Here is a 22,293-nt window from a genome sequence, read left to right as displayed (position 1 = left end):
AAAATAATTGGTACTACGCAATAAACTACGATTTGAAATAATTCCTTTAATCCACTTTCTTCTCTTTAATCTTTAGTATGTTTGAGCCGCTACTCCTCTTTTTCAAAAACAAGATAAACTTCTTTGATCTGGCCGTAACTGCCAGATTTCAAAGGGATTGCTGCAATGAAGCGCCAGCCTTCCTGACTGTACTGATCGATGACCGTTCTATGCTCAGTCTCTGTAAACAGGCCTCCTGCTTTCACTTTAATATACATGTATTTATAGATCCTCCTCACATCCTTTCATAGACATCTGATTTATGAAACTGATGTCTATATTTCCATATCTCTTCTGCTGTATAAAAGATAGGCAATGCTGCCCAGAATTCCGGTCAGGAGAATGCTGATCAGAAGGTACAAAAGAGACAGTTCATTCTTCTCCACAAGATCCACCAGAGGAAAGTAGCGGAAAGGCGTGAAGATTCTGAGAAGCTGTGGGCTTTCCATCAGATCATAGAAAATGGATAGGAGGAAAGTGGCGAATACTGCAGATAAGGTCACCGCTCCTGAGATCTTCGCCTTTTTAAAGAATGATGCTGATGCCAGCCCAGATGCGAAGAACAGAAGCATAATGAGAAAGAGCGATACGGTTTCCTTAAAGAGCGGACCCGTCAGGCTGAATTCTTCTTCGATGATCATAAAGCTCAGTAGAGAGTAGATATAGGTCAGGATATTGAAGAAGGCGATGAGCGTGATACCTGCGAGGGCTTTTGATGTCAGTATGCTTTTTCTAGTTCTTGGCCTTGTCAGCAGAAATTCGCTGGTCTTCATGATCTCCTCTTTTGAAATCATCCTTGTGCCAAGCATGGCGGAGTAGATGACACCGGCAAGAAGAACATAGAAGAACAGGGTTCCGTGATAGCCAAGAGCGGTACCCATATCCAGATCGCTCATTCCGAAAATGATCATGAGTGTTCTGGGCATGGAATCCATAAAGTTTGTGATGTCCACGCCGGAATCTGTCATCATGGGAAAGGCAATCATGCTGAGTACAAGCATAAGGCCGATACCGGAGGTCCAGTAGAAGATGGATTTTGATTCACTTTGTAATTCTCTCTTATAGATGTTCATGATAAACTCCAATCTCCATCATACATGGATTTCCTTCTTCTTCAGAATGATGTAGGATGATCCCAGCGAAATGACGGTTACGGCTGCAGATACAGCGATATATTTCAGTGCAAAGCCTCGATTCAGAATAATGTAGTTAAAATCAAAGTATCGGAAAGGACTCAGGTAAAAGAGATATTCCTTTTTGACCACCTGACTGACCATGGCTAAAATATAGAAGCTGAAGACAAAACTTAAGGATAATGAAGTGATGTAGCGGATCCTTTTTCTGGAAATACCCACAAGGATTCCCAGGGCATAGAAGATGATCTGTACGATATATCCGCCAAGAATAATAAGGAGCGTAACACCCATGTCGCTGTCTTCAACACCCAGAACAAGGGTCATCGCCCATATGCAAAGACCAAGGATGAGGTTGGTCATAGTGATCAGGGTGATTCCGGCTAAGACTTTTTCGCTCAGAAGCTTTTCTCTTGAAATGGGACGGGTCATGAGAAAATCGGCTGTTTTTCGTGAGACCTCTTTTCCTAATGCGGAAAGGCCAAGATTCATGGCCAGCACACCAAGGGCAATGAGCATATAGGTGTAGGTATAACCAAGAAAACCGTTGAAGCTCATGAAGGTATCGAAACTGATGGAAAACGCTTCAAGAAGCCCTGGCGGGAGGGATGCAAGAATTGCCTCATATGATGCTTTCTCCGACATGACAGCAGGATAGACGAAAAGCATGAGAATCAGTGTGAGCGAGAGAGAAACATTCCAGATGAGGACGGTTTTCCGATGGAACCTCAGTTCCTGAAAAAACACATTCATGACTACTCCTCCTTCTCATAATAGTGAAGGAAGATCTCCTCCAGAGTAGGTTCTTCGATGAGAATATCTTTGAGATCTGTTTTTCCCAGAATCCTTGTGATCGGATTGACATCCCCTTTATAGATGAAGCTGTAAGTGCGGTCATGATGCGTGAGATCGGATATCCCGGAAACCTCTCCCAGAGGAAGTGTCACATCCTCGGTAGTCTCCAGTGTGAACCTTTTATAAGTCTCTTCCTTGAGACTAGCCATATCCTGAACCTTGATGATTGCGCCGTCTTTTATGATGGCAACTCTGTGGCAGAGCTTCTGGACTTCACTCAGAATATGAGAGGAGAAAAAGATGGTCTTTCCTCTTCGGTTCTCTTCCTGGAGAAGATGGAAAAATTTCTGCTGCATGAGAGGATCCAGTCCGCTGGTGGGTTCATCGAGTATGATGAGCTTGGGATCATGGAGAAGACCCTGAACGATGCCGACCTTCTTTCTGTTACCGTAAGACAGATCCTCTATTTTGCGGTTGAGGTCCAGTTCAAGAAGGGTGGAGAGCTCACGGATTCTCTTAGTGCAGTCCTTCTTGTAGAAAGAAGCGGAATACTTAAGCAGATCGCTGACGCTCATATCGTCGTAATAGAATACTTCAGAAGGAAGGTATCCGATGTCTCTGGCGATCGCTTCGGAATCTTTTCGGGAGTCCTTGCCGAAAATCCTGATTTCTCCATTTGTGGGGAAGATGAGGTTGAGCATTGTTCTTATGGTGGTCGATTTTCCCGCGCCGTTGGGGCCGATAAACCCGAAGATTTCGCCTTCCCGGACATCGAGATGAATATCTTCGACACCTCTGTTCTTACCGTAATATTTAGTCAGACCTCTGATTTCTATTGTATTCATTTAATATCCCCCTAGTGCATCATTAATGTTTATCCAGATATCTTAACACTATGATTTACATCCAGAATACGCCAATCACAGTGGGATTACAAGATAAAGGAGGTTACAGAAATAATAAAAGCAGAGCACGAGGCTCTGCAGTATTATTCAGGAATATAGGGTCCGCTCTGACTGTATGTGTCCTTGAGCTGGAAGAGAATGGTATGCAGTGATTTTTTGTTTTTGTTCTTCATGACAAGATTCATGATGGTGTCGTTTGCAAGTGCTGTCTGACCATAGATGTACAGCTTTTCCACCATCTGGGTGAGGTGCTCGTAATCTTTCCTGCCGCTGATTCTTGAGGCGGTGTCTTCAATATATTCGGCCAGAAGTTTAGATGCTTCCTGATTGTATTCGGGGCTTAAAAAATCGTAATGTTCCGATATGAGTTCAGGGTTATCCATAATGTAGAGAAGGATTCTTCTTTTATCCTTTTCTTCGAGAATGATACGTTTATAGACACCCTTGGTATTCTTTCTGACCTCCTCATCATCCACCAGTTTCTCATAGACACCCGTCCACTCTTTGGGGCTGATGCATCTTTTCAGATCAAGATAAGCCCGATATTCTCCAAGAGTGATCAGTTTCTGTGTGACATCGATGAATTTGTCCTGACTCTGAAGAATCTTATAGATGCTCGATTCCATGTACAGCCAGCGGATGAGTTCATCCCAGTTGCGATCGGCACGCTCGATTCCATCCTTTACGATGATGAGCGCATCATAGAGCTTACCTCGTCCGAGATGTGACTCGGCTTCCATGAATCTGAACTCCGGAACATAGGGGTTTTCCCGTCTCAGCTGCGAAGCTTCCTCGGCTTTTCCGATCATCATTAGGAGCTCGTACTCAAGATAAAGGAGATTGTTTTTGTCATAAGGAAGAACTGTATCCTTTTCATAGACATACAGGAGAATGTCATAGTAATTGTCATAATCCTTTTCTGTGGTGATGAAGTTCTTCATGATTCTAAGGAGCGTCGTGATCTGACTGAGATCCTTAAGGCTTGTGCAGATGAGCTTCAGATAGTCAAAAATCATCTGAGATTCTCTCACCGTATACTTCTTGTCGGCCAGAGGAAGCAGTGCTTCCTGATAGACTTTGATGTAATGACTGTCAAAAAGATAATGCTCCATACCTACACTTGGAAGGCTCACCATTTCAAAGAGCAGAAGATAAAGAAGTGTCGAACGCAGATAGTTTCGTTCCTTGGATTCCGCTCTTGCCCGCTCATGCACGGACAGCATCAGGTTGAAGTGTTTTGTATAGACTTCCTTGTTACTTGTGGCTTTCAGGGTGTTATGGGACTCCATGAGCTCGTCGCGGTTTTCCCTTAGAAATTCCTCGTCAGTGGAGCTGATGAAGCTTTTTCTGATGATTACGGGAATATCCTTATAGTAGCTTCTCAGAGAAAGGATGAATTCTATGAGCTCTTCCTTGTCTGCGGAGTCTAAAATCTCTTTCAGGTTGCTTTTTGTGTTTTTCATGGATGCCTTGGGTTTCTTCTCCACTTCACCTAAAGTTTCTCTGACTCTCTCCTCTCTTTTCAGAAGAAGGGCAAGAATATGGGGACAGAGGAGCCCGTCGCTGTTACAGCTGCAGGTGTAGCCTGAGATGTCTCCCTGCTCGATTTCTATTTTCTGGCTATAGTCCTGACCCTCATGCACAACAGAGCGCAGGACGCCCTTTGCATAGGATATCTTGATCAGACTGTTTTCCTTGAGGATTCTTTTCGCTTTGATTTTTGTGATTTCAGATGCGCTGCCGATAAGTTCCTGAACGTTCAAATAGGTCCACCTCCCTGGTGATCGGTCATAGAATCGAGTATAGGTTAAATGGGGTGAAATCAGACAGATACCTGAGAATCAGGATATAGATGATCCCGATGATGATCAGGTTGAATACTGCCATGACCAGAAATTTTTCCTTGTTTCTGTCTGTATAGAGACCATGCAGATAAAGACCATCCTCCAGGGCTAGTGTGAAAAGCAGAAGGTAGATCATATAATAGGTCCTGAAATAGGTGGAACCGATAAACGGAACAAGAATCCAGGGCATAAGGTAGGAAAGATAAAATCTGTTGAAAAGCCTGATCCCGTTCGGTTCTTTCTGATAGATCCTGTTGAGTCTGTACGGCAGCTTTGAGCCGATATGCATGGCGCCAAGAAAAAGGATGACGATGAGGGTGAGAAAAAGACCGATATTATACACCATCATAAGAGATCATCCATTCCGTCAGATAAACCGTAGGTATACTGATCCAGAAAGTATCGGAAAGCAGGATAGATTCCGAATTCACTAATGAGCTGATCTGCATTTTCCTTTGATGCCTCATTGGGCGAATCTTTTCGGTATGCACGGATCATGAGATTCTTGGGTGTCTCCAGAGGAGAAATATATTCTACAATAGAGACATCGTAGCCATGCTCTTCCAGCATCAGGCCTCTTAAACCGTCTGTCAGGGTATCCGCAAGGCGCGCCTTAAGGATTCCGTGCTTCATGATGCCTTCAAAAGGCTTGTAGGAATAGGTCTTCAGCATTTCCTTATGACAGCAGGGGACAGCGACGATGAAATCCGCTTCCTTATATACACCGAAAGCAAGCGCCATATCCGTTGCGGTATCGCAGGCATGGAGTGAGAGAACCACATCGATTTTTCGCTCGTCCTTGAAATCCTTCACGTCCATGGCATGGAATTCCATGTTTCTGTAGCCCAGTTCCTTCTGAATCTGTCTTGAGGATTCAATGACCTGCGGAGAAATATCGATACCGATGAAATGACACTTCATTCTCTTCACTTCGGTCAGGTAATAGTTGAGGACAAAGCTCAGATAGCTTTTTCCGCAGCCAACATCCACGATATAGAGTGTACCCTGCTTTTTCATGGATTCGAAATTCTTCTCAAGAAGCTCCACATAGTGATCGATCTGATTATATTTACGGATCTTGTCGTTTCGGATCTTACCGTCTTTGCTCATGATGCCTATGGCTTTCAGAAGCTTTCCGGCATCTTTTGCCTTGATGAGGTAGTCCCTGTTTAAAAGTGTGGATGTGTCTTTCTGGTCTTCTTTTGTTTCGAATTTGAGCTCTTCCGTATTCATGGTGACGCCTTTTTTTGTGGCGCTGATGATAAGCTTTGTGCCCCTCTCTTTGTAGCTCAGCTGAAGCTCCTCATAGTTTGAGGCTTCTTTAAGGACATCTTCAAGAACCTTGCTGAAGGGAAGAAGCCTTGTTGCACCGTTGAAATTATAGGAAATGGTTTCGGCTTCATTAAGAATGCCGATTCCTTTGAAGGTCTTGAGTCCTGCCTTGAACTGGATTTCTATGGACTCAAAAACATCCCTGTTTTCGCTGAACCGGTTCTCCAGTCCCATAAAGAAAAAGGACAGTTTATCTACTGATGATTTATTCATTGATTACACCTCTAGCTTTCAATTTGAAAAAGTCCAGGATCTTTGTGCGCGTTCATGGTTCATGATTCTTGAAAAGGACACCTGGACTATAGACTACGCGACTCACTCTATGGTGAAAATAATTTCCCATGTCACTTCTATTATATTATATCCCAATGGCTTATAATAATGTATATATTATTCGGAGAAATCCGGCTGCAATGGGCAGCAAAGGAGAAGTGATAAGACAGAATGCAGAACAGTAAAAGCAACAGATTTGGCGTTATCATCATATTTACACTGATGTTTTTATCCCCTTTTATTGAAAATACAAGGGGTATATTTATTCCGATATTTAAAGAAGATTTTTCCGTGACCAATACGGCAGTCTCCTCCATGATCACCATAGTCTCTCTCGCGGGAATGTCTGTGACCTTACTAGGTGGAGCAGTCATTGAACGTATCGGACAGAAAAAAACCATAATCATCGGAATCCTATGTTTAATCACAGGTATTCTCATCCAGTCCCAGGCAGCCAGTTTCCCTATGTTCTTCATCGGATTCATACCGATCATCGCGGGAATCAACATCTATGGTGTGGCGGCCAATACAGTGGTACCGATTCTATTTGCCGGAACCTCCACACTGGCCATGAATCTTCTGCATTTTATGTATGGGGCAGGTTCAACCGTATCTCAGAACTCCATCGGTCTTCTTCTTGAGAGAAACATCTCATGGAGAACCATGTATGTCTTCATCGCACTGTTCTACTTTATCGTGCTCATCGGTATCCGGTTTGCAAAAATCCCGGATGAACCCCAGGTGAGGAGAGAAAAAGGTCAGAACAGCATTCTCAAAAATCCTCTTCTTTATGTATTCGGACTGGCGATGGGATTCTATGCCTTTGCAGAGCAGGGGATGTCTCTATGGCTCACCAATTATCTCAAAGATGGTTTCGGATTCAGGGAAAGTGTAGGCGCAAGATATCTTGGCATATTCTTCTTTGTTTTTGCCTTTGGCAGACTTGTGGGCGGTTTCATCGTTCAGAAGACAGGAGTTCTGAGGACAGTAATGGCCTCTCAGGTCATTTCTCTGATCCTCATGGGTTTAGGATTCCTGCTTGGTGTAGATTATATCATCATAATCAGCATATCAGGTCTCTTTTTCGCCATTGTATTTCCGTCACTCATGTCACTGGTGTCGCTGGTATTTAAGGAACGTCCGGGTTTTGCTACAGGATTCATCATGACGATGGTGGCGCTGGTACTTAATCTCATGAACCTTCTTATGGGTATCCTCACCGATGCAGCAGGACCAAAAACCTCTATTTATCTTCTTCCCCTGTCCATGCTCATTTCTATCGGATTTGTAGCCTATATCAGAATCAGAGCGGGAAAGGATATCGAAAAAGTGAAACAGATACAAGATGGAAGAGAGGGGATAGCGTAACAGATGGAACAGATAAAAGTGTTTATGGAAGAAATCAAGGAAACAGATGAAAAAGAATTCATCATAAGAGACGGCAGCCGGATCACCATCGGCCGATTCTCCATTGTGGAAAAGAACGCAGCACATAAAAACGTGCTGATCAGACTGAGATTCTACAGGGAAGAGGACAGAAATCTGCTTCGCGAATCCCTGAAAGTCATGACTAGAGGGTTTCTAAGAGACGGCACCTTCTTCAAGGTCAATATCATTGTTTCAGATGAAATCTCCACAGTGCCTTTCACTGAACTCGGATATACACTGGAAGGGATTCTCGTCAACAACAGCTATCAGGATTCCGTCATCAGGAATGAGTATCTTTTCGGTACAGACAATACAAGGTTCAATCAGTACCGGGAGTTCAAGCTTCTGGCGATGGATGGGGAAAAGGTGGAACTGAAACTGTCGTCTCCGGAAAATGCCGAAGAATATCTGGCTTATTATCTGGAAAACCGGGAGTATTTAAAGCCGTTTGAGCCGCATCGGGATCAGGATTTCTTCACCCTGAAAGGACAGCAGAAATCCCTTGATGAGAACTACAAACATTACCTGAACGGACTGGCCATCAATTTCGGGGTCTATTTAGGCGGAAAGCTCATCGGAAAAGTTCAGATTTCGAATCTCGTCTACGGCGGATTCAGAAGTGCAAATCTCGGGTATGCGCTCCACAAGGACTTTGAAGGAAGAGGCCTTATGCAGGATGCGCTGAAGACAGCCATCGACTATGCTTTTGAGGAGCTGATGCTGCACAGGCTTGAAGCATCGACCCTTCTTGACAATAAAAAGTCCCAGAATGTACTGAAAAGACTGGGGTTCAAAGAAGTGGGGATCAATGAAAAATATCTTTATATCAACGGGAAATGGCAGGATCACTATACGTTCTCACTGATTAAGGAATCATAATATACTGTTATGGGAGGTTTAATATGACAAAAGAGGAAAAAAGCTGGATCCTTCAGGATTTCGGCAATTCCGCCTACTCGATTACCATAACCACCGCAATATTACCTTTATTTTTCAAAAGCGTAGCGGCAAGTCATCTTGCCGATGCCACTTCCACCGCCTACTGGGGTTATGCGAATTCACTGGCAACCCTTCTTATCGCGCTTCTGGCTCCTATTCTAGGGACCATAGCCGATTTCAAAGGCGTCAAGAAGAAACTGTTTGCCGCATTCACCCTTATTGCAATCATCTCATCCGCACTTCTTTCCACAGTGGGAGAGGGACAGTGGGTTTATGCGCTGGTCATCTATGTGGTTACAGCCGTAGCGTTCAACGGATCGAACATCTACTACGATTCGTTCCTCACCGATGTCACAACCAATGAACGGATGGATGACATCTCCTCAAGAGGATTCGGTTTCGGATATCTCGGCGGGACCATTCCCTTCATCATTTCTCTTGGCATCATCTTAAGTGCAGAAAGGCTTGGCATCACCGTGACCTTAGCCACGCAGATGGCATTTCTCATCACAGCAGTCTGGTGGATGATCTTTACCATCCCGATGCTGAAGAATGTGAAGCAGAAATATTATATCGAAGGAAAACCGTCAAAAATCAGAGAAAGCTTCAGAGCTCTTGCAGAAACTGCAAGGGATATCGTGAAGAACAAGATGGTGCTTTACTTCATGATCGCCTACTTCTTCTATATCGATGGTGTGCATACGGTCATCACCATGGCCACAGCCTATGGCGTGGATGTGGGTGTGGATTCGGACAGGCTGCTCATCATCCTTGTGGTCATTCAGCTCGTCGCATTCCCCTTTGCTCTTATCTATGGAAAGCTTGCAAAGATTTTCGGGGCGAGAAAAATGATCATGGCCGGGATCCTTACCTATACGTTTATTTCGATCTACGGATTCTTCCTGAAGACCGAACTTGATTTCTGGATCCTTGCTATGCTTGTAGCGAGTGCTCAGGGCGGTATCCAGGCCTTATCAAGATCCTACTTCGGAAAACTTATACCGAAAAACAAGTCCGCGGAGTATTTCTCCATTTTCAACATTTTCGGAAAGGTATCTTCGATATTCGGCCCTCTGCTCATGGGCATTGTCATCAGCATCACAGGGGAAACGAGATACGGCATACTCAGTCTCATCGTGCTGTTTATTCTGGGTGCATATTACTTCCTGAAAATTAAGGATGAAAAACAGACAGTATCCTAGACGGTTGAATCGGACTTGAAATCTTCATGCTTTCTCTATATACTAAGTTAGGAATTTGACTTTTAGGTGCAGATAAAACGTAATAGGATAGACTGTCCAGCTGATTGCTCTTCTTTTAAAGAGGCAAAACAGGATGAGAGGCAGAAATATTTGGAGGTAAATATGAATTACAACGGAATCATTATTTTTGGTGAAATGGGGTCAGGAAAAGACGCTCTGGCTGATTTTATCATCGAACTTGAATCAAAGACAAAGAAATATGGTCTGGGGGATATCATAAGAGGAATGAAACCCATCGTATCCATTTCTCCTGAGTGGCAGGGAAATGAAAGAGGTTTCTTCCAGCTGGTCGCAGATAAGCTGAGAGAAATCGATATGAACATCCTCAATAAGTATGCGCTGTCCAAAATGATCACTGAGAATGCACAGCTTCATAGTGTCGGTCAGGAGACCAAATGGGAGGACATCTACGAGAATCTCAGAAGAGTCAACGAAAACATCCTGCCGATGATCGTGGGTGGAAGAACCAAGGATGATTTTGATTTCTGGAAGAAAGCCGGATTCCTTATTGTAGGCATCACAGCAACAAAGGAAAACAGATATCAGAGACTGGTGACGAGAGACGGCGAAGAAGTTGCCAAAAACAGCAATCCGAATCATAACACCGAAAAAGAAGTGGCTATGCTTGTAGAGAAAGCGGATTTCATCGCGAACAATGATGGAAGTCTTGAAGATCTTAAAGTAAAAGCTGAGGAAATCCTCGAGTTTTTCAGAAACGGAAGAGCTCAGGAAAACATATAGCAGAAAGACAGAAAACCCATGAAGGAATCCCATCTTACGATGTGGAGACTTTCATGGGTCTTTTCATGTCAGGAGTTCATTTTTTTAGCCTGATCAGAAATACAGAGGAGAAGTCTCAGGCTGGATCTTGCCCTGTTTCAGATGCTCGTAGAGCTCAGCAATGGTGGCATATCTGTAGGTCGTTACAAGCGGCGCGAGAAGACCTAAAGAGAGGAAGGTCAGAAGATACCAGCCGATGAAGGAAAGCTCCAGAACAAAGATATCCATTTTGTGGCCTTTGGTCATTTCAGAGCTCAGCGCAAGAGCATCCTTGTAACTGATGGACGGATCATCAGCAAGGATCCATGGGACCATATAATATGCGAAGATCTTGATGATTCCCGGGATGATGAGCAGGAGAAAATGAAGGAAGATGAAAAGGGTCTGCATGAAGGTCACAACGACCACATTCATATAGTAACCTGATCTGAAAGGGAAGAACAGGTTAAGAGGGGTATTCTCTCCTTTATTCCTTCTGTTCGTCAGAAAATACTTTGACATGCCCATATTAAGCGGCATAGAGATGAAAATCGACCACAGGATCGATACAAGACCTGCCAGTGCACCAAAGAGCACCATAAATGCCGTAAGGGGCAGTGCGACAATTTCCTGAAGAGAATCTGTATCAAAATTGTATCCGAAAATACCGGTACCCACTTCCATTTCTCTTGTTGCGTCCTCACCGAGTTTAAGGGTCAGATTGCTGTTTTCTCCACCGGTCAGAATGAGAAACAGAATCACAACCAGAACGCTGATCCAGAATGTACCTTTCAGAGCCTGTTTTGCGCGGCTTTTGAGCTCACTACGTGTCCACATATCATATCCTCCATTAAAACGATTTTAATCTAATGAAATTATATCGATACTGGATTAAAATGCAATAAAAATATCATAACTCGAACATTATGCCTGAACCGAATCAGAAAAGGACAAAAAAAGAAGCCGAAGCTTCTTTAGAATATGGATAGCTGTGCATCCCTGTCTTCTCTTGTGATAATCAGTTTTTCCGGATAGCTTTTCATGATTCTTCTTACTTCCTCAAGGGAGGAGCCGGGATTCATGAAGGACCTGAGATCCTCTTTTTTAATGATGAGTGGCGTTCTTGGATGGATGGAGGCCATCTCATTCTCGGAAGCTTCTGTGATAATGGAAAATCTTTCTTCCACCGTACCGTCTTTGGCTGCGTATTTTTCCAGAACACCGCCGAGATACATGATGGAATCAGGTGTTCTGACCATATGCTTTATTTTCTCCTTACCCTGCCATTCATAGAAGAGATTTGCAGGGACAAGGCATCTGTTTTCTGATGCTGCCTTTCTGAACATGGGTTTTTCGAAGATGCTTTCGCTCCTTGCATTGAAGACAAGTTTTTTATCCAGAGGGAAACCCCATATGGGCTTTTTCAGGCCTTCATTTGTCAGAACAACTGCCTGGCTTCCTGGGAAAATATCCCTCTTTTCATGGGTATACTCCGTAAGATCCTCATCCTGATACTTTTCTCTGACTTCATCCAGAACATCGATGATGTTCAGAATGTCATCCAGGCTGAGTTCAAGCTGATAACGTCCGCACATATGATCATCTCCTCATTTCGTCAGTATTGTCTTATAGATGACAGTCAGATTTTCACGGGAAACCTTCTCGGGGTGGTTTTTGAGTTTTTTCTCATTGGAAAGAATTCCATCCACATAGTTTTTGATTTCCTCGGAAGACAGAGTAGGGTTCTGAAAATCAAGGATTTCCCGAAAGATATCCGTCAGCTCATCCACGGATTCCACTTGGACAAGGTATAACAGTCTTTCCAGTTTTTCCGTGTTTCTGAATATTTTCAGATACCCGGGGTATAGCATAGCTGTTGCAATTCCATGGGGAATGAGTTTTTCTGCAGTCAGAACATAACCCATATTGTGGGGAAGGCTTGTTCCTGTCTGGGAGATCACCATACCTCCGATGGAAGAGGCAAGGAGGAGCTTTTCTCTGATTTCGATACTACAGTCCTGATTTCTCAATGGCTGCAGGCATTCACCAAAAAGTCTCAGACCTTTTTCGGCTAGAGTGTCAGTGAGAAAATTGGCTCTCGCGTTGAGATAGCCTTCCGCCAGATGGGAAAAGGCATCCACCGCTGCGCAGGAAGTGAGGGGAAAAGACATATTGAGTGTGTACCTGGCATCCAGAAATGCCAGAGCAGGGAAAATTTTCTGACCGATGTTTCTGCTGATTCCTTTTTCGGGCTGGGTCAGAACGGCATATGGCGTAGTTTCTGCGCCGGTTCCTGCTGTGGTGGGTACCGCAATCAGTGGGATGCCCGTAAGATGCTTCTTGGACAGAAGATCCCTTGCGGAAATATCATTTCTGAAGAGCACAGAGATCGCTTTCCCGGCTTCTATGGCGGATCCTCCTCCTACCGCAAGGATAAATTCGATATCAATGTCTTTGTATTCGAGATAAGCCGTATCAATGATATCGAAAGAGGGGTTTTCCGAAATCTTGTCAAAAATACTGTATTTTATGTTTTCATTCTCAAGTGAAGTGATGCAGTCTTCCAGGGAACCATTCAGCTTTGATGATCTCTGTCCGGTTACTATGAGGCACTTATGCCCGAAGTCGCGTAATTTACTGCTGTTTTTCACCAGGCAGTTCCTTCCTACGATTAGTGAAGTGGGCATACTGTAATTAAATTCAAACAATTTTACAATCCTCCTCGATTATTATTGGCTTGGTTATCAGTAACTTTGGCAATTTATGTCAATCTTTCTGAAAAAATTGCGTCATTTTTCTTGACATCGCACGCCTGGATAAGTATAATAATCTTTGTCAGTTAATCTGGTTGATTAGCTCAGCTGGTAGAGCATGCGACTCTTAATCGTAGGGCCCAGGGTTCGAACCCCTGATCGACCACCATTTAATCCGGTTTAAACACCGGATTTTTTTATTGCCTGATTTATCCTTCCGCTCAGGCTCAGATTTAAATGAGAGAGCCTGCAGCTGAACTTCCGATAAATTTATTCTTGACAACAGGATAAAGGATGCGTATAATCAATTTTGTTGTTTAATTATGGTTGATTAGCTCAGCTGGTAGAGCATGCGACTCTTAATCGTAGGGCCCAGGGTTCGAACCCCTGATCGACCACCATTTTAATCCGGTTTAAATACCGGATTTTTTTATTGCCTTTTTTCCATAAGAATATTATAATCGAGAACTTTGAACTTAATCTTAACGTTTTCTTCTTTCTGAAGAATTTTGACTTCTCCGTAAACTTAAAAGCAATTTTTTGAAAATCTGTCCGGAACCTGTTTTAACCATGAACGCGAGTGTTATAATGGATTAACAATAAAAGGCAAGGAGATAGATTGATGAAAGATATTAGACTTGAGAAACTGGCCAGACTGCTTGTTCAATACTCCACGGAGATTAAGAAAGGGGACTTTGTCTATATCAGAGCGGACGAAGTGGCTACCCCCTGGGCGAAGGCTGTTGCGAGAGAAGCCGTCAGAGCGGGCGGGCATGTGGAAGTGGTTTTGACATCAGATGAAATCAGCGAGGTTATCCTGAAAGAGTCCACAGAAGAACAGCTGAAAGAGGGAAGCCTCATAAACGAGACACTTCTTGCCAGAGCGGATGTGTGGCTTACTGCCTGGGGATCTCGGAACGTCAAGTATGCAAGCAACATAGACCCTGAAAAAATAAGGAATTCATCCATCGGCGCAAAAGAGTGGCGTAAGCTCTATTCAGACAGGATGGGCGACGGAACCCTAAGATGGTGCGGTACTCAGTTCCCGGCCTTCGGTGATGCACAGGAAGCGGGAATGAGCCTTGAGGAGTATGAGGACTTTGTCTACGGAGCGGGACTGCTGGACAAGGAAGATCCGGTTGCCGAATGGAAGAAGATCTCAAAAGAGCAGGACAGGTGGATCGCCTATCTCAATACAAAGAAAACCATCAGAATCGTATCCGGTGAAACAGATGTCACTGCGAGTGTCGATGGCAGAAAGTGGATCAACTGTGATGGTAAGGTGAATTTTCCGGATGGAGAGATCTTCACCTCCCCCGTAGAAGATTCGGTGGAGGGTCACGTGTTCTTTGAACTTCCGCTCATCTATGCGGGCAAGGAAATCCAGGGCATCAGGCTGAAGATCGAAAAAGGCAGAATCGTGGAAGCCTCTGCTGAAAAGGGCGAGGAACTTCTCTCAACGATTCTGGATACCGATGAAGGAGCGAGAACCTTTGGTGAGCTTGCCATCGGAACAAATTACGGGATAAAGAACGGTACAAAAAACATCCTTTTCGATGAAAAGATCGGAGGTACATTCCATATGGCGATCGGAGATGCTTTTCCTGAGGCAGGAGGAAAAAACAGCAGTGTCATTCATTGGGATATGATCGGTGAACTGAGAATGGAAGGTAAAATCTATGCTGATGGCGAACTATTCCATGAAAAAGGCCAGTTCAAAGATGAAGTGCTGGAAGCATTTGAAAATAAACAGTAGGAACTTATGCCTCGGAAATGGAAAGTGAACAAGAAATGGAGGTATTGAATGTGATCAAGGAATTAAACTACAGAGAAGCTAAGGGATCAGTGAATATCCCTTCTTCCAAATCCTATGCGCATCGTGCACTGATTGCTCTGTCGCTCTCTAAAGGTAAAGGTACAGTCTACAATGTCGATCTCTCCGCAGATATCATGGCAACGCTCAAGTGCCTCGAAGATCTGGGGGTTGATTTCTTCGTCAAAGAAAAAGACGTCATCATAGATGCCACATGTTTCGGTCAGAGAAGAGACCGTGTTCTGAAACCGGATGAATCAGGGTCCACATTAAGGTTCTTTATTCCCATTACGCTTCTATTTGATGAAGTATATGAGATAAGAGGCAGCACAAGTCTTCTTCAGCGTCCGCTCACGGTTTATGAGGAAATGTTCAAAGATCTCGATATCATGATCTACAGGGACAGCCTCGAGAGTATTGTGCTGAAAGGAAAGCTTGAACCTGGAAGTTTTACACTTAGAGGCGACATCAGCTCTCAGTTTGTGTCCGGAATGCTATTTGTCCTCCCTCTGTTAAACGGAGACAGTACACTGACGGTCACAGGAGATTTCCAGAGTCAGAGCTATGTGGAGATGACGGTTAAAGTCATGGAGGACTTCGGGGTCAGTGTGAGCCGTGAGGGAAATACATACTTTGTCAGCGGGAATCAGGTTTATGTGCCTAGAGACTATGCTGTCGAAGGCGATTATTCCCAGGCAGCCTTCTTTTTTGCAGCAGGAGCCATTGCAGGACACACAGAGGTCACAGGGCTTAACCATGCCTCAATTCAGGGAGATATGGAAATTCTGAAAATCCTTGAAAAAATGGGGGCTAAAGTTCAGATGACCGAAAACGGCTATGAAGTGGAGCGTTCGGAAATCAGAGCACTGGATATCGATATTTCAAACACACCCGATCTTGCGCCAATCCTTGGCGTTCTTCTGTCACTTTCAGATGGGACAGGTAAACTTCTGAACTGCGACAGGCTGAAATTCAAGGAGTCAGACCGTGTCCAGTCGACCATAGAGCTCATAAGGAGTCTCGGTGGTGAAGCAAGGGAAGAAGGAGACGCCATCGTAATTGATGGCAGAGAAAGCCTTCGAGGAGGTTATGTACACGCTTATAATGATCACAGGATCGTAATGGCCGCGGCAGTCGCTTCCCTAAGGTGCACTGAACCGGTGAAGATTGAAGGGTTTGAAGCGGTCAAAAAATCCTATCCTGAATTCTTCAGTGACTTCGAGAAAATCGTCAGATAGCGTAAGACTACCCAATGAGAAAAGTTCCGGATTTTTGCAAGATTATTCTTGATGTCCACAATCCCATATGTTATACTTCGTAGGAAGAAATCTTTAATGCGGTCCAGAGAGGCTGAGAAGATATTAAGCAGAAATAAAGAGCTTATTATACCTCTTGTCTCAACGGCAAGAGGTTTTTTATATTATTAAGCGGGTACAGCGATACCCTATAAGGAGGAAATTATGGCAGCAATCACAGCAAAGAAAAAAATGGAGGTAGAGAACAGGTTTCTCACCATCACTTCAGGGAAGGACATCCTTCTTGCCCTGCAGCACCTCATTGCCATGTTCGGTGCAACAGTTCTTGTCCCAATGCTTACAGGCTTAAACCCTTCAGTGGCGCTTTTCTCGGCAGGTGCCGGAACACTGATCTTTCATCTTGTCACCGGGGGAACAGTTCCGGTATTCTTAGGATCATCTTTCGCATTTATCGCAGTGATCAATATTGTAAAAGAAGCAAACGGCGGAGATCTTGCCTATGCACAAGGCGGAATATTTGTAGCAGGTATGCTCTATGTACTGGCATCATTACTGGTCAAAAAGGTGAAATATGAGACCATCAAGAAATTTCTTCCTTCCTATGTAGTAGGACCCATGATTATCGTCATCGGGCTTACACTTGTCCCAACAGCCTATGGAATGGCACAGGGAAATCTTATCCTGGCCTCGGTAACACTCCTTACAGCACTGGGCATCAACCTTTTCGGTAAGGGGATGCTGAAGCAGATGTCCATCATCACAGCAGTCGCAGTAGGATACATACTTTCACTGATTCTAGGACAGGTGGATACAACAATCATAACAAGTGCGGCACTTCTGGAGATGCCTGCTTTCACACTGCCGAAGTTTAATCTTAACGCAGTGCTTACCATAGCTCCGGTTGTCCTTGCGGTGTTCATGGAACATGTCGGCGATATTACAACAAACGGACAGGTCGTCGGAAAAGATTTCATCAAGACCCCAGGTCTTCACAGAACGCTCCTTGGTGACGGACTTGCAACAGCGTTTGCAGCTCTTGTCGGCGGACCTGCCAATACAACATATGGCGAAAACACAGGAGTACTTGCAATCACGAAGAACTATAATCCACAGCTGTTGAGACTTGCAGCAGCCTTCGCAGTAGTACTGGCATTCGTCGGAAAGCTCGGTGGAACACTGAGAAGTATTCCTACACCGGTAATGGGTGGAATCAGTATCATCCTTTTCTCCATGATCGCGCTCATCGGTGGAAAGACACTGAAGAAAGCCTATGAAGACAAGGAAGTCAAAGTGGAAGCGAAAACTGTGATTACAGGTCTTGCAATACTTGTCATCGGACTTGCACCAACCTATCTTCCTGCTGACATCGCATCATTCTTTACCATAAAGATCACTGATGCCATATCCTTAAGCGGACTGAGTCTTGCAGCAATAGCCGGAATAATTCTGAACTCCGTGTTCAGCATGTTCGGAAAGAAGCAGAAATAATATAGACAGAAATTCAACTCGGCATTCTCAGTTTTCTGGGATGCCGGGTTTTGATTTTTTCCTGAAATTCACAGTGAAGAACAAATCATATTCAGGAAGACTCTGCTATAATAAAAGGAATAAGAAAAGAGGGTGAAGAGATGAAATTAACGGAACTGATTGAGGGACTGTCCTCATCGGAAATCAGAGGAACAATAAATGAGGAGCTGGAAATCGGTTCTGTAACCAATGATTCCAGAAAAATTGAAGATGGAAGTCTTTTTGTGGCGATTAAAGGCTATCTTGCAGATGGACATCACTATATGGCTGAGGCGAAGAAGAGGGGAGCGGCTGCTTTCATTGTCACTGAATTTCAGGATGGTGAGGATATGCTCCAGATCCGAGTGGAAAATGCCAGAGAGGCTCTATCCTTTCTTTCGGCGAAACTGAATGACCACCCCACAAGAAAACTGAGGATGGTCGGCATCACTGCGACCAACGGAAAAACAACCACTAGCTACATCCTTGACCATATCTATACTTCAGCCGGCTACAAGACCGGACTCATCGGCAGCGTCATGATTAAGGTGGGGGAGAGGTTTGTTCATTCGGAACTGACCACTCCGGAAAGTTCGGATCTTCAGATCATCTTTAAAGAGATGGTAAAAGAACATGTGGATAAGGCGGTCATGGAAGTATCCTCATCGGCTCTTGAACTTTACAGAGTGAACGATGTGGATTTTGATATCGTCGCTTTCAATAATTTCAGCAGAGAACACATCGACCAGCACGGAAGCCTTGAGAAGTATTATGAAGCCAAGTCCTCCCTTGTAAGAAATGCAAAGGTCGGATCCTTTGCTATCCTCAATATGGATGATGAAGTGACTTATGGCCTGAGGGGAGAGACAAAAGCTAAGGTCATCACCTTCTCCACAAAGGATGAAAATGCGGATCTTTTCTGCAGCGATCTTGATCTTTCCACTGGAAGGGCCAGATTCATCCTGAAGATCAGACAGGATATCGTCGGGCTTGACGGAATGATTGAGAAGGGTGAATATCCTGTACACCTCAGAGTTCCCGGTTTTCATTCTGTTGTGAACTCCCTGTCTGCGATGGCCATGGCTCTTGTCGACGGTGTAAGGATTTACGATGTCATCCGAGGAGCTGAAACATTCACGGGAGTGGAACGTCGGTTCCAGTATATTTATGATGACGAGTATGTGATTATTGATGATCATTTCGCCAACATGAGTAATATCGATATGACTCTTGAGAGTCTTGTGAAATTAAATTATAATAAGCTTCATCTTGTTTATGCCATACGTGGAAATCGAGGACCTACTGTCAACAGAGAAAACATCATTACACTTCTGAAATGGAGAGACAGGCTCCATATGGATGAAATCATCGGAACGAAGAGTGTTGAGTTTGTCACCACAAAGGATAAAGTCACTGAAGAGGAGATGACCGTTTTCCATGAAGAACTTGAGAAATCAGATCTTACGGTTACAGTCATTGAGGATCTTAAATCATCCATCAGGTATGCCATAGATAAGGCCGAACCTGGGGATGTGATTTTACTTGCAGGATCTCAGGGAATGGATCATGGTGCGAGAATTGCGCTGGAATATATTTACAGCCAGAACCCGGACAAAGATAAGGAAAAACTCTTTGCACCTCTTGTGGGTAGAGTATCCGATATGGCTTAACCTCATTTAAAGGAGTTGAAAAGAAGAGCTTAACGGCTTTTTGTGTCTATGAAAGAGAAAATATTGGGAATCATCGGTGGGATGGGGCCAGAAGCTTCAGCCCAGCTATATATGAAGATGATCAAAGCCACAAAAGTGAAAAAAGATCAGGAGCACTTCCGGATCATTATCGACAGTAATCCTAAGATACCGGATCGCACAAGAGCGATTCTTGGACTTGGTGAGAATCCGGCACCATATATCGTGGAAACCGCAAACAACCTTAAAAAAGCAGGCGTAGACCTTGCATGCATTCCCTGCATCACGTCACATTATTTTTATGATGAGATTACTGCGGGGACAGATCTTCCGATCATTCATGCTCTTCAGGAGCTGAATACCTATATTCATGCTGCATATCCTGGAATCCGAAGAATCGGTGTTCTGGCAACAACTGGAACGAAGAATACAAAAATCTTTGACAAATTCCTGAAGGATGTCTCCATTATTTATCCTGATGACAATATTCAGGAAGAATATGTCATGGAGGCGATTTATGGTGAAGGAACTGGGATCAAGTCAGGTGTGACGGAGGGGAAACCTGTAGAACTACTTAAAACTGCAGGAGAACATCTCATCGGGAAAGGTGCTGAAGTTGTCATACTCGGCTGTACAGAGATCGGTCTTGTTCTGACAAAAGACTCACTGAGTAGACCCGCAATCGATCCTATGGATGTCATGGCTGAGGTCATGATCAGAAAAGGAAGAGAATAAGAAGAAGCAAATAACTGCCGTTGACGGTGTCTTAGCTATTCTCAAGCAGGGAGTGATATGGTGAAATACGAATTTGACAGCGAAATCAGAAAGCTTGAAGGGAAAATCAGGTGGAGCGTAATCTATTTTCCATATTCAGCAGAGGAGAAGTTCGGGGTAAAAGGGAATATTCCTGTTCTCATCACAGTTGATGGACACAGCTACAATCACACCTTACTGCCCTCAAGAAACGGACATTATCTCGTATATAATGAATTCATAAGACAGGCCGTCGGCAAAAACATTGGCGACACGGTACATGTTACCCTGGAAAAGGATACAAAAGAACGTATATATACCGTTTTGCCATATATAGAAAACGCGCTCAGAGACAGTGGTGTACTTGAGCGATATCTGAAACAGCCGGAATACTTGAAGCGGGAGCAGGCGAATTATATTGAGGTTGCGAAAAAAGAAGATACAAAGCAGAACAGACTGAACAAGCTCATTGCCATGCTTAGTGAGCTGAAGTAGTTTACAGCGTTCTTTTATAAGAAGGAATGTATAAAGACTGCACTAAAGGATTAAACGTCCTTCGGTGCAGTCTTCATTTTGAGACGATATTTGAAGAGGGTCTGTCAAAACTGACTGATTTTATATTTCTATAAGTTGAGCGCTTTATTTATGACAGTTTTTATCTTGCTGACGCTGGTAAAAGCTATTTACCGCTTTCCCAGGGAATGGTTTCTATTTCCTCTCCTCCAAGTTCCTGATTAAGGAATCTTGCAAGGGTGAAGAGATAATCCGACAGTCTGTTCAGGAACTTATAGCAGTGAGGGAAAGGATCTACATTCTCTTCAAGAAGAAAACGTACAAACTGTCTTTCACATCTTCTGGAAACTGAGCGTACCACATGCGTGTATGTCGCTTCTTTCTTTCCTGAGAATATGATGAATTTGGTCTGTGGCGGCATCGCATTTGTCATCTCATCAATCTTCTCTTCAAGAAGCAGAGCATGACTTTCGTCGAAACGTACTATGGTAAATCCTGAGGAAATCTCTGTACCGAGATTATAAAGTCCGTTCTGTATATATCTCAGGAATTCCATGATCTCGTTTTTCTTCGGAAAATCGCTTCCTTCTTCTATAAGAGAATTGAGATAGCCTAGAGAAGCATTCACTTCGTCTATCTGGCCGTTCAGTTCAATTAAAGAGGATGACTTAAGCATTCTCTGTCCGCCTAAGGTTCCTGTTGTTCCTTTATCGCCTGTTTTTGTTACTATACCCATTTTTACCTCCACGTGTTTTGATTACTTCTATTATAAGGAAGAATACATGACTTGTGTTCTAAAGATTGTAAATTAAGTGAGAATTATCATGAGCTGTGCTGAAGAGGTATCCATTTCCTGTATGAGCAGGGTGATTGAAATTGGAATTCCAGAGAATTATAATAAGAAGTACACCGAATCTGATGCGTTTATCTGGTCTAAAGATCTGCTGGGAAATACCGTCAGATTATAGCTGGAAAATAATGGTGAAGATAGAGTGTTTAGATCCTGTATGTTTCAGAAGGATTGAGAATGCTGATATTTGGCGATTTCAGCCGTATACGGAGGATGTTCGGCTCTGAATTATGATTTTTAATTTTTTATTATCCGTTTTAATATGAGATTCAATCAGTTTTGGGGCTACAGAATGGTTGCCGGAAAATAATATGGAAAATAATCGAGAAAAGCTGTTGACACTGATAATCCAAAATGCTAATATATAGAAGTCGCCTGACAAGAGCGACAAACAATCAAAACAAGTTCTTTGAAAATTAAACAGAATATAGGTAAAAAACAAAGTGAACTTC

General features: G+C 43.6%; 21 protein-coding genes and 2 tRNA genes. 12 read left to right on the top strand and 11 right to left on the bottom strand.

Annotated elements, in window-relative coordinates:
* Positions 1 to 89: 89 nt before the first annotated feature.
* The 7 genes from RTX25_RS10910 to RTX25_RS10880 form a co-directional block, all read right to left on the bottom strand.
* A complete protein-coding gene (locus RTX25_RS10910) occupies positions 90 to 257 on the bottom strand; it encodes a DUF4177 domain-containing protein (protein ID WP_312653587.1) in 168 nt (55 codons plus the stop codon).
* 57 nt (positions 258 to 314) lie between these two features.
* Positions 315 to 1,112: an ABC transporter permease subunit gene (locus RTX25_RS10905; RefSeq protein WP_312653585.1), complete on the bottom strand. Its 798-nt coding sequence runs from the start codon at positions 1,110 to 1,112 to the stop codon at positions 315 to 317.
* Positions 1,113 to 1,130: 18 nt separating this feature from the next.
* Complete coding sequence (locus RTX25_RS10900; RefSeq protein WP_312653583.1) at positions 1,131 to 1,925, bottom strand: ABC transporter permease subunit; 795 nt, start codon at positions 1,923 to 1,925, stop codon at positions 1,131 to 1,133.
* Between the two features lie 2 nt (positions 1,926 to 1,927).
* Entirely contained in the window at positions 1,928 to 2,812 is an 885-nt protein-coding gene (locus RTX25_RS10895; protein WP_312653581.1) for an ABC transporter ATP-binding protein, read from the bottom strand.
* Between the two features lie 143 nt (positions 2,813 to 2,955).
* A complete protein-coding gene (locus RTX25_RS10890) occupies positions 2,956 to 4,635 on the bottom strand; it encodes an SWIM zinc finger family protein (protein WP_312653579.1) in 1,680 nt (559 codons plus the stop codon).
* 25 nt (positions 4,636 to 4,660) lie between these two features.
* A complete protein-coding gene (locus RTX25_RS10885) occupies positions 4,661 to 5,065 on the bottom strand; it encodes a hypothetical protein (protein WP_312653577.1) in 405 nt (134 codons plus the stop codon).
* Positions 5,062 to 6,261, bottom strand: a complete 1,200-nt coding sequence (locus tag RTX25_RS10880; protein WP_312653575.1) for an SAM-dependent methyltransferase — start codon at positions 6,259 to 6,261, stop codon at positions 5,062 to 5,064. Before RTX25_RS10880 ends, RTX25_RS10885 begins: the two co-directional genes overlap by 4 nt.
* Positions 6,262 to 6,492: 231 nt before the next feature.
* Here RTX25_RS10880 and RTX25_RS10875 point away from each other — a divergent pair, with 231 nt between their 5' ends.
* The 4 genes from RTX25_RS10875 to RTX25_RS10860 all read left to right on the top strand — a co-directional run bounded on the left by RTX25_RS10875 (position 6,493) and on the right by RTX25_RS10860 (position 10,691).
* Entirely contained in the window at positions 6,493 to 7,689 is a 1,197-nt protein-coding gene (locus RTX25_RS10875; protein ID WP_312653573.1) for an MFS transporter, read from the top strand.
* 3 nt (positions 7,690 to 7,692) lie between these two features.
* A complete protein-coding gene (locus tag RTX25_RS10870; protein WP_312653571.1) occupies positions 7,693 to 8,628 on the top strand; it encodes a GNAT family N-acetyltransferase in 936 nt (311 codons plus the stop codon).
* 23 nt (positions 8,629 to 8,651) lie between these two features.
* A complete protein-coding gene (locus RTX25_RS10865) occupies positions 8,652 to 9,890 on the top strand; it encodes an MFS transporter (protein WP_312653569.1) in 1,239 nt (412 codons plus the stop codon).
* Positions 9,891 to 10,052: 162 nt separating this feature from the next.
* Positions 10,053 to 10,691 carry a hypothetical protein gene (locus RTX25_RS10860; RefSeq protein ID WP_312653567.1) on the top strand — a complete coding sequence of 213 codons (639 nt, stop codon included), beginning with the start codon at positions 10,053 to 10,055 and terminating at the stop codon, positions 10,689 to 10,691.
* A gap of 93 nt (positions 10,692 to 10,784) precedes the next feature.
* Here RTX25_RS10860 and RTX25_RS10855 read toward each other — a convergent pair whose 3' ends face one another.
* From RTX25_RS10855 to RTX25_RS10845, 3 genes are all read right to left on the bottom strand, one after another.
* Complete coding sequence (locus RTX25_RS10855) at positions 10,785 to 11,546, bottom strand: DUF975 family protein (protein ID WP_312653565.1); 762 nt, start codon at positions 11,544 to 11,546, stop codon at positions 10,785 to 10,787.
* A gap of 137 nt (positions 11,547 to 11,683) precedes the next feature.
* Positions 11,684 to 12,304, bottom strand: a complete 621-nt coding sequence (locus RTX25_RS10850; protein ID WP_312653563.1) for an SOS response-associated peptidase — start codon at positions 12,302 to 12,304, stop codon at positions 11,684 to 11,686.
* A gap of 12 nt (positions 12,305 to 12,316) precedes the next feature.
* Positions 12,317 to 13,417 (bottom strand): iron-containing alcohol dehydrogenase, encoded by a 1,101-nt coding sequence (locus tag RTX25_RS10845; RefSeq protein ID WP_312653561.1) that lies wholly within the window; start codon positions 13,415 to 13,417, stop codon positions 12,317 to 12,319.
* Between the two features lie 138 nt (positions 13,418 to 13,555).
* Between RTX25_RS10845 and RTX25_RS10840 the strand changes: the two genes are divergently transcribed.
* The 8 genes from RTX25_RS10840 (at position 13,556) to RTX25_RS10805 (ending at position 20,973) form a co-directional block, all read left to right on the top strand.
* A tRNA-Lys gene (locus RTX25_RS10840) sits at positions 13,556 to 13,631 on the top strand.
* Between the two features lie 156 nt (positions 13,632 to 13,787).
* A tRNA-Lys gene (locus tag RTX25_RS10835) sits at positions 13,788 to 13,863 on the top strand.
* Positions 13,864 to 14,084: 221 nt separating this feature from the next.
* The gene (locus RTX25_RS10830; protein WP_312653559.1) at positions 14,085 to 15,218 is read left to right on the top strand and encodes an aminopeptidase; all 1,134 of its coding nucleotides are present in this window, start codon (positions 14,085 to 14,087) and stop codon (positions 15,216 to 15,218) included.
* Positions 15,219 to 15,268: 50 nt separating this feature from the next.
* Positions 15,269 to 16,513, top strand: a complete 1,245-nt coding sequence (aroA, locus tag RTX25_RS10825) for a 3-phosphoshikimate 1-carboxyvinyltransferase (protein WP_312653557.1) — start codon at positions 15,269 to 15,271, stop codon at positions 16,511 to 16,513.
* A gap of 222 nt (positions 16,514 to 16,735) precedes the next feature.
* On the top strand, positions 16,736 to 18,019 hold the full coding sequence (locus tag RTX25_RS10820) for a uracil-xanthine permease family protein (RefSeq protein ID WP_397428549.1): 1,284 nt from the start codon (positions 16,736 to 16,738) through the stop codon (positions 18,017 to 18,019).
* 140 nt (positions 18,020 to 18,159) lie between these two features.
* A complete protein-coding gene (locus RTX25_RS10815; protein ID WP_312653555.1) occupies positions 18,160 to 19,707 on the top strand; it encodes a UDP-N-acetylmuramyl-tripeptide synthetase in 1,548 nt (515 codons plus the stop codon).
* Positions 19,708 to 19,770: 63 nt separating this feature from the next.
* Positions 19,771 to 20,460, top strand: coding sequence for an amino acid racemase (locus RTX25_RS10810; protein WP_312653553.1), 690 nt, complete (start codon positions 19,771 to 19,773; stop codon positions 20,458 to 20,460).
* 57 nt (positions 20,461 to 20,517) lie between these two features.
* On the top strand, positions 20,518 to 20,973 hold the full coding sequence (locus RTX25_RS10805; RefSeq protein WP_312653551.1) for a YdeI/OmpD-associated family protein: 456 nt from the start codon (positions 20,518 to 20,520) through the stop codon (positions 20,971 to 20,973).
* 184 nt (positions 20,974 to 21,157) lie between these two features.
* Here the strand turns inward: RTX25_RS10805 and RTX25_RS10800 are convergent, their stop codons facing one another.
* Complete coding sequence (locus RTX25_RS10800; RefSeq protein WP_312653549.1) at positions 21,158 to 21,727, bottom strand: cob(I)yrinic acid a,c-diamide adenosyltransferase; 570 nt, start codon at positions 21,725 to 21,727, stop codon at positions 21,158 to 21,160.
* Between the last annotated feature and the right edge of the window lie 566 nt (positions 21,728 to 22,293).

This window comes from Proteiniclasticum sp. (assembly GCF_032054185.1).
Classification (GTDB): Bacteria; Bacillota; Clostridia; order Clostridiales; family Clostridiaceae; genus Proteiniclasticum.
The sequence above is the reverse complement of the archived record's forward strand: the minus strand, read 5'-3'. Positions and strand labels throughout refer to the sequence as shown.

What these genes read in the sequence shown, in the direction of transcription:
- RTX25_RS10820 (WP_397428549.1), top strand. Translation starts at nt 16,736, where the DNA reads ATGGCAGCAATCACAGCAAAGAAAAAAATGGAGGTAGAGAACAGGTTT.
- RTX25_RS10870 (WP_312653571.1), top strand. Translation starts at nt 7,693, where the DNA reads ATGGAACAGATAAAAGTGTTTATGGAAGAAATCAAGGAAACAGATGAA.
- RTX25_RS10855 (WP_312653565.1), bottom strand. Translation starts at nt 11,546, where the DNA reads ATGTGGACACGTAGTGAGCTCAAAAGCCGCGCAAAACAGGCTCTGAAA.
- RTX25_RS10850 (WP_312653563.1), bottom strand. Translation starts at nt 12,304, where the DNA reads ATGTGCGGACGTTATCAGCTTGAACTCAGCCTGGATGACATTCTGAAC.
- RTX25_RS10815 (WP_312653555.1), top strand. Translation starts at nt 18,160, where the DNA reads ATGAAATTAACGGAACTGATTGAGGGACTGTCCTCATCGGAAATCAGA.
- RTX25_RS10895 (WP_312653581.1), bottom strand. Translation starts at nt 2,812, where the DNA reads ATGAATACAATAGAAATCAGAGGTCTGACTAAATATTACGGTAAGAAC.
- RTX25_RS10880 (WP_312653575.1), bottom strand. Translation starts at nt 6,261, where the DNA reads ATGAATAAATCATCAGTAGATAAACTGTCCTTTTTCTTTATGGGACTG.
- RTX25_RS10805 (WP_312653551.1), top strand. Translation starts at nt 20,518, where the DNA reads ATGGTGAAATACGAATTTGACAGCGAAATCAGAAAGCTTGAAGGGAAA.
- RTX25_RS10910 (WP_312653587.1), bottom strand. Translation starts at nt 257, where the DNA reads ATGTATATTAAAGTGAAAGCAGGAGGCCTGTTTACAGAGACTGAGCAT.
- RTX25_RS10900 (WP_312653583.1), bottom strand. Translation starts at nt 1,925, where the DNA reads ATGAATGTGTTTTTTCAGGAACTGAGGTTCCATCGGAAAACCGTCCTC.
- RTX25_RS10865 (WP_312653569.1), top strand. Translation starts at nt 8,652, where the DNA reads ATGACAAAAGAGGAAAAAAGCTGGATCCTTCAGGATTTCGGCAATTCC.
- RTX25_RS10860 (WP_312653567.1), top strand. Translation starts at nt 10,053, where the DNA reads ATGAATTACAACGGAATCATTATTTTTGGTGAAATGGGGTCAGGAAAA.
- RTX25_RS10875 (WP_312653573.1), top strand. Translation starts at nt 6,493, where the DNA reads ATGCAGAACAGTAAAAGCAACAGATTTGGCGTTATCATCATATTTACA.
- RTX25_RS10800 (WP_312653549.1), bottom strand. Translation starts at nt 21,727, where the DNA reads ATGGGTATAGTAACAAAAACAGGCGATAAAGGAACAACAGGAACCTTA.
- RTX25_RS10905 (WP_312653585.1), bottom strand. Translation starts at nt 1,112, where the DNA reads ATGAACATCTATAAGAGAGAATTACAAAGTGAATCAAAATCCATCTTC.
- RTX25_RS10830 (WP_312653559.1), top strand. Translation starts at nt 14,085, where the DNA reads ATGAAAGATATTAGACTTGAGAAACTGGCCAGACTGCTTGTTCAATAC.
- RTX25_RS10885 (WP_312653577.1), bottom strand. Translation starts at nt 5,065, where the DNA reads ATGATGGTGTATAATATCGGTCTTTTTCTCACCCTCATCGTCATCCTT.